Genomic DNA, 13,253 nt, shown 5'->3' with positions numbered 1-13,253 from the left:
TCGACGCTCCAGCCCCCGAGCGGATCGTCCTCGATCCGCAGCCGCGTCCAGCGCTCGAAAGCTACCTGGGAAGCGATCGGCGCCGCAATGGCCCCTCTCCGCAGGTCCCCTCTCGGGGGGTGCGCCTCCGCTGGAGGAGTCCTACTTCTTGTCCTTCGTCTCGACGTCGCCCGAGAGCGCGGCGATGAACGCCTCCTGGGGGACCTCGACGCGGCCGACCATCTTCATCCGCTTCTTGCCCTCCTTCTGCTTCTCGAGGAGCTTGCGCTTGCGGGTGATGTCGCCGCCGTAGCACTTGGCGAGGACGTCCTTGCGCATCGCGCTGATCGACTCGCGGGCGATGATCCGGGCGCCGATGGCGGCCTGGATCGGCACCTCGAACTGCTGACGCGGGATCAGCTTGCGCAGGCGCCCCGTCATCAGCACGCCGTAGGCGTAGGCCTTCTCCCGGTGCACGATCGCGCTGAACGCGTCGACCTGCTCGCCCTGCAGCAGGATGTCGACCTTCACGAGGTCGGCCTCCTGCGAGCCGGCGGGCTCGTAGTCGAGCGAGGCGTAGCCGGCGGTCTTGGACTTGAGGTTGTCGAAGAAGTCGAAGACGATCTCGCCGAGGGGCATGTGGTAGCGGATCTCGACCCGGTCCTCGCCCAGGTACTCCATGCCGATCAGGGTCCCGCGGCGGCTCTGGCAGAGCTCCATGATCGTGCCGACGTAGTCCTTCGGCGCGAGGATCGCGGCCTTGACGATCGGCTCCGTGACGGCGGCGATCTTGCCGACGGGGAACTCGCTCGGGTTCGTGACGGTGACGGTCTTCTTGTCCTCCGTCGAGACCTCGTAGATGACCGAGGGCGCCGTGGTGATGAGGTCGAGACCGAACTCGCGCTGCAGGCGCTCGGTGATGATCTCGAGGTGCAGGAGGCCGAGGAACCCGCAGCGGAAGCCGAAGCCGAGCGCCACCGACGTCTCGGGCTCATAGACGAGCGCCGCGTCCGAGAGCTTGAGCTTGTCGAGGGCCTCGCGCAGGTCCGGGTAGTCGCTGCCGTCGATCGGGTACAGGCCCGAGAAGACCATCGGGAGCGGCTCGGTGTAGCCGGGCAGCGCCTGCGTCGCGGGCTTCGACGCCGTGGTGACGGTGTCGCCGACCTTCGACTGGCGCACGTCCTTCACACCGGTGATCAGGTAGCCCACCTCGCCGACCGCGAGACCCTGCGTCGCGACGGGCTCGGGGCTCGACACGCCGATCTCGAGGATCTCGTGCGTGGCGCGGGTCGACATCATCTGGATCTTCTCGCGCGGCGAGAGCTTGCCGTCGATCATCCGGACGTAGGTGACGACCCCGCGGTAGGCGTCGTACACGGAGTCGAAGATCATGGCGCGCGCAGGGGCGGAGGGGTCGCCGACGGGCGGCGGGATGAGCTCGGTGACGCGGTCGAGCAGCGCCTCGACGCCCATGCCGGTCTTGCCGGAGACGCGGAGGACGTCGTCCGGGTCGCCGCCGATGAGGCTCGCGAGCTCCTTCGCGTACTTCTCGGGGTCCGCGGCCGGCAGGTCGATCTTGTTCAGGACAGGGATGATCGTGAGGTCGTTCTCGAGCGCGAGGTAGAGGTTCGCGAGCGTCTGGGCCTCGATGCCCTGCGCCGCGTCGACCAGGAGGATCGCGCCCTCGCAGGCCGCCAGCGAGCGGCTGACCTCGTAGGAGAAGTCGACGTGGCCCGGAGTGTCGATCATGTTCAGGGCGAACGTGCGCCCGTCGCGCTCCCACGGCATCCGCACGGCCTGCGACTTGATCGTGATGCCGCGCTCGCGCTCGATGTCCATGCGGTCGAGGTACTGCGCGCGCATCGCCCGGTCCTCGACGACACCCGTGATGCCGAGCATCCGGTCGGCGAGGGTGGACTTGCCGTGGTCGATGTGGGCGATGATGCAGAAGTTGCGGATGGACGCCGGATCGGTCGCGGCGGGCTCGAGCCCGGAGTGTGCACGTGGAGACATCGTGGGACCAGTGTCCCATGCCCGGCGGCGGAGGCCGGGACCGGCGGCTACAGATCGAGTCCGTAGGTGCGGGTGGGCTCGACGCCGGGCGGGTTCTCCCGCTCGCCGAGGCGGACGAAGCCCATGCTCTCGTAGAGGGCGTGCGCGGTGGTCATCAGCGTGCCGCTGTTCATCACGACCCGCTGGAGGCCCCGCTCGGCGGCGAGCATCACGACGAACTCCGTGAGCAGCCGCCCGAGACCCCGCCCACGTGCCTCCGGGGCGACGGCGAGCAGCCGCCAGTCCAGCTCGCCGGGGCGCCCGAGCTCGTACAGGTTCGCGCCCGGGCGCGCGGTGGTGACCGTGGCGAGGATCCGCCCGTCGCCCTCGACGGCGACCCAGACCTCGCCCTCGACGTCGTGCCGGGCGACCGCGGCGACGTCGGCGGCGTACTCCTCCCCCAGCTCGTAGTCGTGGGCGTAGGCGGCGAGCCGCAGGCGCGAGACTTCGTCGTACTCCTCCGCCCGGACGCGCCGGACCAGCACCTCGGCGGCGCTCATCCGCGCACCGGGGTCGGGAGAGCGCGCAGCCCGTGCTCCAGCGCCGCGGGGTCAGCGGCGAGGCAGACGCGGATCCAGCCCTCGCCGGTGCGGCCGAAGGCGCTGCCGGGAGCGACGGCGACGAGGGTCTCGAGGAGGAACGACTCGACCCACGAGGCGACGTCCCCGCCGGTCGCGTGCGCCATGTCGATCCACAGGTAGAACGCGCCCTCGGGCTCGCGGTAGGCGATCCCCCGCTCGTCGAGCACGCCCGTCGCGAGCCGCAGGTTGGCGAGGTAGTGGTCGGAGGCGGCGGCCACCGCGTCCTGCGGCCCGGTCAGAGCGGCGAGGGCGGCGCGCTGGTCCGGAGTGGCGACGCAGCTGATCGCCGCCTCCTGCACCGTGACCATGATCGACGTGAAGCCGGGAGGCGTCACGAGGTAGCCGACGCGGACGCCGGTCATCGCGTAGGTCTTCGAGAAGGAGAAGACGCTGAGGACGCGGTCGGCGTCGTCCCCGCGCTCCTGCGCGATCGCCGCGAGGCTCACGTGCGGGCGCCCGTAGGTGAAGTACTCGTAGACCTCGTCGCTGAGCACCCACAGGTCGTGGCGCCGGGCGATGTCGAGCAGGCGCCCGAGGACCTCCCTCGGGAACACCACGCCGAGCGGGTTGGACGGGCTGTTGACGATCAGGACACGGGTCCGGTCGGTGATCAGGCGCTCGACCTCCTCGGGATCGGGGAGGAAGGCGTTCTCGGCGCGCAGCGTGTACGGCACGGGCACGGCGCCGATGGTCCGCGCGTTGGTCGTGAAGACGGTGTAGCCCGGGTCGGGGATGAGCACCTCGTCGCCTGGGCCGAGCAGGAGCGTCATCGCCTGGTGCAGCGCCTGCGTGGCGCCGACGGTCACCCACACCTGCTCGACGTCCGCCTCGATGCCGTTGTCGCGCGCCAGCTTCTCCACGATGGCCCGCCGGAGCTCGGGGACTCCGCCGTTGGGCCCGTAGCGGGTGTCGTCGGCCGCCCACGCCGCCCGGGCCGCCTCGATGATGTGCGGCGCGGTCGGCACGTCGGGCTCGCCCACCGCGAGGAGGGTGACTCCGTCGAGCCGCAGCGCGATCTCGAACAGGTGGCGGATGCCCGAGGGCGGCACCGCGGAGAGGTGATCGGCGAGACGGGGCACCGGCGTCACGTTACCCGCGGGCCCGGACCGCGAGACGCCACGGCGGTCCGCCTCCCCCGGCGTGTCGCCCCGGCGGCCCCGACCCGGACGGCGCCGCACCCGCGGGCGCGGCGCGGTTGAAGGGTGACGACGGGTGCGCTAAAGTTCCTTGTTGGCTTGCGCTCCCCCTCTGGACACCCGGCAGGCGTGGAGTGATCAGAAGCCGGCGACCTCCAGTCGCACCGCAGGGCGTTCAGACGCCCGCGGAAGGGGCACTCCGTCGAGTAGCCGGCTGCACACACGCACATCCGAGAAGAAGGTAATCCACGTGGCAAACATCAAGTCGCAGATCAAGCGCAACCTCACCAACAAGAAGGCGAACGAGCGCAACAAGGCCGTCAAGAGCGAGCTGAAGACCGCCATCCGCTCGGTCCACACCGCCATCGCCGCCGGCGACACCGAGAAGGCCGGCACCGCCCTCGCCTTCGCCGCCAAGAAGCTCGACAAGGCCGCCAGCAAGGGCGTCATCCACAAGAACCAGGCCGCGAACCGCAAGTCGGCCATCGCGAAGCAGGTCGCCGCGCTGTAGTACTGCGCGAAGCTGCAACGACGAAGGGTCCGGCCATTGGCCGGGCCCTTCGTCGTTTCCGCTTCGCGGTCGACGGGCTCCTCGTGCCTCGTCGCCCGTCGCGCAGTCGGCTTCCGCGCTTGATTGCGGTGGGAGGAGCGGGTTTCGTTCCGGGTACGACGATCCGCTGACACGCGGATCGCCGGTGACCCTGCGAGGGCATCGTCCGGTTCTTGATCGGCTGCGGCCCGGTCGGCTACCGCGGAGGGTCGCGGGGGGAGGAGCGGAGAGCGTTTCGGGGTACGACGATCCGCTGACACGCGGATCGCCGGTGAGCTGTGCCGTCTTCGACGGGCTCCTCGTTCCTCGTCGGCCGTCGCGTGGTCGGCTATCAGGGGTGGTCGCTGTGGGAGGAGCGTCCTGCGTTCCGGGTACGACGATCCGCTGACACGCGGATCGCCGGTGACCCGCACCGATCTCGACGGGCTCCTCGTTCCTCGTCGCCCGTCGCGCAGTCGGCTTCCGCGCATGGTCGCGGTGGGAGGAGCGGGTTCCGTTCCGGGTACGACGATCCGCTGACACGCGGATCGCCGGTGACCCTGCGGGGTCGTCGTCCGACTCTTCGTCGGCAGCGGTGCGACCCTGCGAGGGGAGGTGATCCCCTCACTGCTGGTCGAGTGGCCGCGGAGCGGCGGGTCGAGACTCGCCGGGGACGAGGTCGGTGCGGATCGCGGGAGCAGGGCCTTTCGGGCGGGTCAGACGCCCCGGGCGGAGACGACCGAGACCATGCGCTCGAGGGCGTAGACGGGGTCGCGGGTGGCGCCCTTCACGTTCGCGTCGGCGTCGGCGACCGTCAGGATCGCGGTGCCGAGGCCCTCGCCGGTCCAGCCCTGCAGGTCGCGCCGGGCCCGGTCCACCTGCCACGGAGCGAGGCCCAGACGCGAGGCGACCTGGCCCGAGCCCTCGCGCGAGCCGGCGACCTTCGCCATGGTCCGCAGCTTGCTCGCGAACGCGGCGACGATCGGTACCGGGTCGGCACCGGAGGCGAGGGCGTGGCGGAGCCCGAGCAGCGCCTCGCCGTGACGGCCCGCGATCGCCGAGTCGGCGACGGTGAAGGCCGTGGTCTCGACGCGGCCGCCGTAGTACTTCGCCACGGTCGCCTCGGTGATCTCGCCGGTGACGTCGGACAGCAGCTGCTGGCACGCCGACGCGAGCTCGTCGAGGTCGTCGGAGAAGGCAGACACCAGGGCTCGGACGGCACCGGTGGTCGCCGTGCGGCCGGCGGTGCGGAACTCGGCGATCGCGAAGTCGACCTTGTCGCTCTCGCGCTTGAGCTCGGCGCAGACGATCTCGATGCCGCCGCCCGTGCCCGAGCGGATGGCGTCGAGGAGCTTCTTGCCCCGGTTGCCGCCGCCGTGGCGGAGCACCAGGGTCGCCCCGTCCGCGGGCGCCGAGAGGTAGTCGAGGGTCTCGAGGAGGAACGCGTCCGTGCACTTCTCGACGTTCGAGACGCGGATGAGGCGGGGCTCGTCGAAGAGGGACGGGCTCGCGAGCGTCAGCAGCTCCCCCGGCGCGTAGCCGCCGGCGTCGATGTCGCTGACCTCGAGGCTCGGGTCCTCGGCCCGGAGGAACTCGCGGAGGAAGCGCAGCGCGCGGTCGGCGAGGAACTGCTCCGGGCCGGTGATCAGCACGATCGGCGCCGGCCGGGTCTGGTTCCAGGCGAGCTGCGGGATCGCCGCCTTCGAGGGCGCTGCCTTCGCGCGCGCCGGGGCCCTGCCTGCCATGCCGTGTCCTTCCGTGCCGCGCCCGTCCGAGCGCCCTCCACCCTACGGCCCGCTCACGGCGCCCCGAGGCCGCCGCGGGAGCCGTCGCGCCGCTCGCCCAGACCGCGATCCCGTCGCTGCGGGACGCGAGCACGACCGTACCCTCGACATCCGACCTCAGCGCCTCGACCCCGCGCTCGGCCAGCAGAGCGAGGAGCGACGGATTCGGATGTCCGTAGTCGTTCTCCGCCCCGACGGAGATCAGCCCGACGCTCGCGCCGAGCGCGTCGTAGAGGGCGGGCGACTGGTCGGCGGAGCCGTGATGCGCGACCTTGACGACGTCGACCCGGCCGACCGGCAGCCGGGAGACGCGTCCTTGCTCCTGCTCGCCGAGGTCGCCCAGGAGCGCGACGGAGAGCGGGCCGCCGCGGGCGTCCGGGCCGATGTCGACCCGGAGGGTCACGCTCGCCTCGTTCCCCCGCAGCGCGCTCCGCCGCTCCGGCCACTCGACCCGCCAGCGCAGCGAGCCGAGCGCGCCGCTGTCGCCGCGGACCGCCTCCTGCACGGCGACCCCCGCGCCGGTGAGCGCCGCCCGGTCGCGCTCGTCGTCGCGGCCCGCGGCGGGCCCGACGAGCGCGGCGTCGGTCCGTCCGAGGACGGCCTGGAGCCCGCCGACGTGGTCGAGGTCGTAGTGCGTCAGCACCAGCAGCGGGATCCGGTCCACTCCCATCAGGCGGAGGCAGGCCTCGAGCGGTGCGGGCTCGGGCCCCGTGTCGACGAGCAGCACGCCCGCGTCTCCGCGGAGGAGGACCGCGTCGCCCTGCCCGACGTCGCACATCGCGACACGCCAGTCCTCGGGAACCGAGGCGGCGCGGAGGAGCGGCGTGGCGACGGTGGTGCCGCCGGCGGCGGCGATCGCGCACGCCAGCCCGACGGCGGCGACCCGGCGCACCCGCGCGAGCCGCGGCGACTGCGTGACCAGCACGAGGGCGAGCAGGGTCAGCACGGTGAGCGCGAGCGCTCCTCCCACTCCGGGCCACCAGGCGATCCTCGGGGCGGGCCACGAGTCGACGGCGCGGGCGATCGAGGCGATCCACCAGGCGGGGACGGCGGCGAGCCGGATCGCCGCGTCGGCGGCTCCGGGCCACCAGGGAGCGAGCAGGCAGCCGATGAGCCCGAGCCCGGTCGCGGCGGGTGCCGCGGGCTCGGCGAGCAGGTTGGCGAGCACTCCGTACACCGGCACCGACGGGTCCACGAGCAGCAGCACGGGCTGGCAGGCGAGCTGCGCCGCGGTCGGCACCGCGAGCAGCAGGGCGAGAGGCCGGGGCAGCACTCGACCGAGAGCGCCCGCGATCGGCTCGGCGAGCAGCAGGAGTCCGGCGGTGGCGAGGACGGACAGCACGAAGCCGAGCCTCCCCGCGATCGAGGGGTCGGCGGCCACGAGCACGACGACGGTCGCGAGCAGGGCGGGCACGGCCGCTCCGGAGCGACGCCCGAGCCGCGCGAGGAGGACCACCGTCGCCATCACCGCGGCCCGCACCACGCTCGGCTCGGGGGTCACCAGCACGACGAAGCCGGCGAGCAGGGCGAGGGCGGCGACGGTCCGGAGGCGGCGCCCGGCGCCGAGGAGCGCCGCGATCGTCCAGCCGGCGACCACCACCACGGCGCAGTTGGCGCCCGAGACGGCGGTCAGGTGAGTGAGCGACGCGGTGCGCATCGCCTCCTCGAGCCCCGCGTCGAGCGCGGACGTGTCGCCGGTCGCGAGGCCCGGCAGGAGCCCCGCCACGTCGCCCCCGACCAGCGCCGCGCGCTCGAGGAAGCGCGAGCGCAGCACCTCCGCGACGGCCGCCGCTCCCCCGGGACCGCGCCGGTCCTGAACGGACGCCGCCCTCAGCATCGTCGCCTCGCCGACGGGTGCCTCCTGCGCCGCAGCACGCGCCTCCAGGTCGAGCTCGGCGCCCACCGGCAGCCGACCGCCGGGATCGGCGAGCAGCACGCGGACGGGGGCCGCGGTCGACGCGTCTCCCACCCGCAGCGCCGTCGCGTCGAACCACACTCCCCCGGTCGCGAGCGGTCGGGCACCCGTATCGACGCGCACGGTGACCGGGGTGAGGGCGCGATCCTCCTGTGCCTCCCGCAGCGACGCCGGGTGGTCACCGGGCGCCGCGGCGACGACGGAGGTGAGGGCGAGGGCGGCACCCGCGCCCGCGACGAGCACCGCTCCGACCAGCCGCTCGCCGAGGCCGCGCCGGAGCAGGACGCACGCCGCCCCGAGGAGCACCCAGCCCGCGGCGCACCACGAGAGGCCCCCGTCGAGCACCGCCGCGACCGGCAGCATCCCGGCCGCCCACGCCGTGGTCCAGGCGGACACCGCTGCCGGCAGGAGCCGCAGGTCCGCCGCCCGCACGCTCCTCACGGCGCGACCTGGTCGCGGAACGCGGCGAGCGTCTTCTCGCCGATCCCGGGGACCTCGAGCAGCTGGTCGACAGAGGAGAACGGGCCGTTCGCCTCCCGGTGGGCGACGATCTTCTTCGCGGTCGCCGGGCCGATCTCGGGCAGCTCCTCCAGCTGGGCCGCCGTCGCCGTGCTCAGGCTCAGCACGGATCCGGCGGCGGAGGCCCCTCCTGGAGCGGCCCCGCCCGGAGCCGCTCCCGCCGCGGCCGGCGCCGCTCCCACGGCCGGCACGACGATCTGCTCGCCGTCCACGAGCCTCCGGGCCAGGTTGACCGCCGCGCGCTCCGCCGACTCCTGGAACCCTCCGGCGGCGGCGACCGCGTCCGCCACCCGCGCCTCCGGCGACAGGACGTACAGCCCCGGAGAGGCGACCTCCCCGGCCACGTGCACGTACAGCGACTCGACCGCCGCAGCAGCGGGCGCACTCGTCGACACGGCGGGCTCCAGGACCCGCTCATGACCGCTCGACCGCGCTCCCGCGAGCAGCACCGCGACCACCGCGGCGCCGATGACGAGCACGACCGCCGCTCCCACTCCCACGCGCCAGCGCGGGCGGGCGCGGCGGGGCCGCAGCAGCGCCGTCAGCTGCTCGTCGTCCGTCCCGCTGGTCTCTGGCATCCGCCGACGGTAGGACCCGCGTCACCGCCCGGCGCGGCCGCAGACACCGATCCGGGGACAGCCCGCCGGATCGCCTCCCTGTGGAGGAGAGGGCAGCACCGGCGCAGGACGCACGACGGGGCCCCTCCTGCGAGAGGAGGAGCCCCGTCGGGACGGATCGGCGGCTAGACCGCCTTCGTCACCAGGTTCACCAGGCGCGGCGCCCGCACGATCGCCTTCACGACCTCGCGGCCGACGAGGGCCCGGGCGACGCCGGCCGTGGCCCGCGCCTTCTCCTCGAGCTCGTCGGAGGAGATCTTCGGCGAGACCTCGAGCCGGTCGCGGACCTTGCCGTCGACCTGCAGGATCGCCGTGACCTTCTCCTCGACCAGCAGCGACGGGTCGGCCTTGCGCCACAGCGCGTGCGCGACGGTGCCCTCGTAGCCCAGACGGTGCCACATGTCCTCGGCCGTGTACGGCGCGAACAGGTTGAGAGCCATCGCGACCACCTCGACCGCCTCGCGGACCGCGGGGTCCCCGGCCCCGGCGCCCGAGTCGACGACCTTGCGGGTCGCGTTGACGAGCTCCATCAGCCGCGCGACCACGACGTTGAACTTGAACGCCTCGATCAGCGACGGGGACTCCGCGAGGAAGCGGTGGGTCTGGCGGCGCAGAGCCGCGTCGCCCGACTTCCACTCGACGTCGGGCCTCGAGGTGACGTCCTTCGCCAGGCGCCAGGCGCGGGCGAGGAACTTCGCGCTGCCGCCGGGCGAGACGTCGGCCCAGTCGATGTCGTCCTCGGGCGGGCCGGCGAACGCCATCGTCAGGCGCACGGCGTCGACGCCGAACTCGTCCAGCTGGTCCGAGAGGCGGACGATGTTGCCCTTCGACTTCGACATCGCCGCGCCGTCCATCTGCACCATGCCCTGGTTGAGCAGCGCCGTGAAGGGCTCCGTGAACGACACGTAGCCCAGGTCGAACAGCACCTTGGTGATGAAGCGCGCGTACAGCAGGTGCAGGATCGCGTGCGTCACGCCTCCGACGTACTGGTCGACGGGCGCCCACTTCTCGGCGAGCTTCGGATCGAAGGCCTCCGTGTCGTCCTTCGGCGAGAGGAAGCGGAGGAAGTACCACGAGGAGTCGACGAAGGTGTCCATCGTGTCCGGGTCGCGGCGCGCGGGCGAGCCGTCCACCGGGTGCGGCACGTTCACCCAGTCCTCCGCCGCTCCGAGCGGCGACGAGCCCTTCGGCTGCAGGTCGAGGCCGTCGGTGGAGGGCAGGACGACGGGCAGCTGGTCCTCGGGAACCGGCACGAGCTCGCCGTCGGCTCCGTGGATGATCGGGATGGGGGTGCCCCAGTAGCGCTGACGGGAGATCAGCCAGTCGCGCAGGCGGTAGTTCTTGGCCGAGCGGCCGCGGCCGCGCTCCTCGAGCATCCTGATGACGCGCTCGATGGCGGTGCGCTTGGAGAGCCCGTCGAGCGGCCCGGAGTTGATCAGGCGGCCGTCGCCGGTCAGCGCCTCGCCGGTCGTGGCGGGGTCGAGCGAGTACTCCTTCTCGAGCGCTGCCAGCTCCTCCGGGTCCTCCGGGATGACCGGGATCGCCCCGGTGACGGACGCGTTGGTGTCGACGACCACGCGCACGGGCAGGTCGAAGGCGCGGGCGAAGTCGAGGTCGCGCTGGTCGTGCGCGGGCACGGCCATGACGGCTCCGTGGCCGTAGTCGGAGAGGACGTAGTCGGCGGCCCAGATCGGCAGCCGCTCGCCGTTCACGGGGTTCACCGCGTAGCGGCCGAGGAACACGCCGGTCTTGGGGCGGTCGGCGGTCAGGCGCTCGATCTCGCTCGACTTCTGCACCGTCTCGAGGTAGCTGCGGAACGCGTCGCGGATCGCGGGCTCGGAGCCCTCGACCAGCTCGGAGGCGAGGTCGGAGTCGGGCGCGACGACCATGAAGGTCGCCCCGTAGAGCGTGTCGGGGCGCGTGGTGAAGACGGTGACGCGCTCGTCGCGGCCCTCGATCTCGAACTCGACGTCGGCGCCGATGGAGCGGCCGATCCAGTTGCGCTGCATGGCGATGACCTTCGACGGCCAGGAGCCCTCGAGCTGGTTCAGGTCGTCGAGCAGGCGGTCGGCGTAGTCGGTGATCTTGAAGTACCACTGCGTGAGCTTCTTCTTGACCACGACCGCGCCGGAGCGCTCGGAGGTGCCGTCCGCCAGGACCTGCTCGTTCGCCAGGACCGTCTGGTCCACCGGGTCCCAGTTGACCCAGCTGTCCTTGCGGTAGGCGAGGCCCTTCTCGTACATCTTGAGGAACAGCCACTGGTTCCACTTGTAGTACTCGGGGTCGGAGGTGTGCAGCACGCGGTCCCAGTCGAAGGACGCGGCGTAGCGCTTCATCGAGCGCTTCTGCTGCTCGATGTTGTCGTAGGTCCAGGTGACCGGGTTCAGCCCGCGCTTGATGGCGGCGTTCTCGGCGGGCAGGCCGAAGCTGTCCCAGCCGATCGGGTGGAGGACGTTGAAGCCCTGCTGGCGCCAGTAGCGCGCGATCACGTCTCCGAGCGCGTACGCCTCGGCGTGGCCCATGTGCAGGTCGCCCGAGGGGTACGGGAACATGTCGAGCACGTACTTGCGGGGGCGCTTGTCGTCGGGGTCGTCCGTCGCGAACGGGCGCGTCTCCTCCCAGATCGGGAGCCACTTCTCCTGGAGCGCTCGGAAGTCGTAGCGCTCCTCGTCGCTCGCGCCGGTCTGCCGGGAGGTGTCTTCTGCCACAGGTGCTTCTCACTTCTGAAGGAGGGGGAGAACGCGCACGCGTGGGCGGCTGCGTTCGACCATCAACCCTACTGGCCCTGCGCGCACGGCAGACGAACGCGGCGCCCGCTCACTCCTCGGCGGCGCCCAGCACCGCGAGGAGCGCCCGCGCCTTCAGCCGCGTCTCCTCGACCTCCTCCTCCGGCACCGAGAGCGCGGTGATGCCGCCGCCGGTCCCCAGGCGGGCGCGCTCGCCGTCGAGCACGAGGGTGCGGATGGTCATCGCGAGGTCCAGCGAGCCGTCCGAGCCCAGGCGGCCGAAGGCGCCGGAGTAGACGCCGCGGGGACCGCCCTCCCACTCCCGCAGCAGCTGCACCGCCCGGCGCTTGGGCGCTCCCGTCATCGAGCCGGCCGGGAAGAGGGCCGCGATCAGCTCGGCGATCCCGACGCCCGGCGCGCGGCGGGCCGAGACCTCGCTGACCAGCTGGTGGACGTGCGGGTAGCTCTCCACCTCGAGCAGGCGGTCGACGACGACGGAGCCGGGGGCGGCGATCCGGGCGAGGTCGTTGCGGACGAGGTCCACGATCATCACGTTCTCGGCCCGCTCCTTCACGCTCGAGACGAGCTCGTCCCGGAGCGCGCGGTCCTCATCGGCGTCCCGGCCCCGGGGGCGCGTGCCCTTGATGGGATGCGTGGCGACGCGTCCGTCGGCCCCGCCGGTGAGGAACCGCTCGGGCGAGGCGCTGACGAGCGCGAGCGGGCCGAGGCGGATCAGTCCGCCGTGATGGCTCGGGCTGGAGCGGCGGAGGCGACGGTACGCCTCGACGGGATCGAACCGGCCCTCGACGACGATCTCGTCGGTGAGGCAGAGCTGGTAGGCGTCGCCCGCGCGGATGGCCTCCTGGCAGCGGCCGATCAGCGCCGTGTACTCGGCGGCGGAGTGGCGGCGGACCGGGTCGCCGGCGGGCTCGGGATCCGCGGGGTCCGCGGGTGCGGGCGCGCCGACGAGCTCGAGCAGGCGCGCGGTGAGGTCCTGCGCGTCGCCCGTGGCGACCAGGCGGACGGTCCGGGCCCCGTGGTCGAACTCGAGCACGGGGTCGCCCCGGAGCAGGGCGAGGGCCGGCGGATCCGCGGGGCCGGTCGGCGCCGAGGGCAGGGAGACGGAGGCGGCTCCCGCCTCGTAGGAGATCCAGCCGTAGCGGCCGAGCGCGCGGTCGCCCGCGGGGGCCTCGTCGTCGACCGCGGCGAGCGCCGCCGCCACGTCGCCGCCGGCCTCGACGAGGAGCACGTCCCCGCGGGCGCACGCCCCGAGGTAGGAGCGGCCGCTCGTCGCTCCGAGGCCCGAGTCGAGCCAGAACGACGCCTCGGCCGTGGCGAACAGGGCGTGGTGCGCGAGCTCCGGATCGACCCAGGGCAGCTCGACCGAGCGGACGTGCCGATCCTCCGAGACCACT

9 protein-coding genes are annotated in these 13,253 nt (G+C 72.9%); 2 read left to right on the top strand and 7 right to left on the bottom strand.

The window, feature by feature from the left end; genetic code table 11:
• Positions 1 to 141: 141 nt before the first annotated feature.
• Genes lepA through GTU71_RS03305 form a run of 3 tightly spaced genes read right to left on the bottom strand, consistent with a single transcriptional unit; the run spans position 142 to position 3,691 of the window.
• Complete coding sequence (lepA, locus tag GTU71_RS03315; protein ID WP_104223127.1) at positions 142 to 1,992, bottom strand: translation elongation factor 4; 1,851 nt, start codon at positions 1,990 to 1,992, stop codon at positions 142 to 144.
• 47 nt (positions 1,993 to 2,039) lie between these two features.
• Positions 2,040 to 2,531, bottom strand: coding sequence for a GNAT family N-acetyltransferase (locus GTU71_RS03310; RefSeq protein WP_104248214.1), 492 nt, complete (start codon positions 2,529 to 2,531; stop codon positions 2,040 to 2,042).
• A complete protein-coding gene (locus tag GTU71_RS03305) occupies positions 2,528 to 3,691 on the bottom strand; it encodes an aminotransferase class I/II-fold pyridoxal phosphate-dependent enzyme (RefSeq protein ID WP_159939307.1) in 1,164 nt (387 codons plus the stop codon). The genes GTU71_RS03310 and GTU71_RS03305 overlap by 4 nt, the downstream gene beginning before the upstream one ends.
• 307 nt (positions 3,692 to 3,998) lie before the next feature.
• Here GTU71_RS03305 and rpsT point away from each other — a divergent pair, with 307 nt between their 5' ends.
• Positions 3,999 to 4,259: a 30S ribosomal protein S20 gene (gene rpsT / locus GTU71_RS03300; protein ID WP_097165711.1), complete on the top strand. Its 261-nt coding sequence runs from the start codon at positions 3,999 to 4,001 to the stop codon at positions 4,257 to 4,259.
• A 734-nt stretch (positions 4,260 to 4,993) separates the two neighbouring features.
• On the opposite strand, the gene holA is transcribed toward rpsT, so the two are convergent.
• On the bottom strand, positions 4,994 to 6,022 hold the full coding sequence (gene holA, locus GTU71_RS03295) for a DNA polymerase III subunit delta (RefSeq protein ID WP_104296244.1): 1,029 nt from the start codon (positions 6,020 to 6,022) through the stop codon (positions 4,994 to 4,996).
• An 863-nt stretch (positions 6,023 to 6,885) separates the two neighbouring features.
• Between holA and GTU71_RS16380 the strand changes: the two genes are divergently transcribed.
• Entirely contained in the window at positions 6,886 to 7,698 is an 813-nt protein-coding gene (locus GTU71_RS16380) for a hypothetical protein (RefSeq protein WP_244230628.1), read from the top strand.
• Positions 7,699 to 8,413: 715 nt separating this feature from the next.
• On the opposite strand, the gene GTU71_RS03280 is transcribed toward GTU71_RS16380, so the two are convergent.
• The 3 genes from GTU71_RS03280 to pabB form a co-directional block, all read right to left on the bottom strand.
• A complete protein-coding gene (locus GTU71_RS03280; protein WP_104255142.1) occupies positions 8,414 to 9,073 on the bottom strand; it encodes a ComEA family DNA-binding protein in 660 nt (219 codons plus the stop codon).
• Between the two features lie 164 nt (positions 9,074 to 9,237).
• On the bottom strand, positions 9,238 to 11,820 hold the full coding sequence (leuS, locus tag GTU71_RS03275; RefSeq protein ID WP_159939306.1) for a leucine--tRNA ligase: 2,583 nt from the start codon (positions 11,818 to 11,820) through the stop codon (positions 9,238 to 9,240).
• A gap of 109 nt (positions 11,821 to 11,929) precedes the next feature.
• Positions 11,930 to 13,252: an aminodeoxychorismate synthase component I gene (gene pabB / locus GTU71_RS03270; protein ID WP_159939305.1), complete on the bottom strand. Its 1,323-nt coding sequence runs from the start codon at positions 13,250 to 13,252 to the stop codon at positions 11,930 to 11,932.
• Position 13,253 lies beyond the last annotated feature (1 nt).

This window comes from Rathayibacter sp. VKM Ac-2762, from assembly GCF_009866585.1.
Lineage (GTDB): Bacteria > Actinomycetota > Actinomycetes > Actinomycetales > Microbacteriaceae > Rathayibacter.
Note: the sequence above shows the minus strand (reverse complement) of the source record. Positions and strands in the feature narration are given on the sequence as shown.

Bases quoted from the DNA above. Each gene is read 5' to 3' on its own strand.
- lepA (WP_104223127.1), bottom strand. From the start codon at position 1,992: ATGTCTCCACGTGCACACTCCGGGCTCGAGCCCGCCGCGACCGATCCG.
- GTU71_RS03310 (WP_104248214.1), bottom strand. From the start codon at position 2,531: ATGAGCGCCGCCGAGGTGCTGGTCCGGCGCGTCCGGGCGGAGGAGTAC.
- holA (WP_104296244.1), bottom strand. From the start codon at position 6,022: ATGGCAGGCAGGGCCCCGGCGCGCGCGAAGGCAGCGCCCTCGAAGGCG.
- GTU71_RS03280 (WP_104255142.1), bottom strand. From the start codon at position 9,073: ATGCCAGAGACCAGCGGGACGGACGACGAGCAGCTGACGGCGCTGCTG.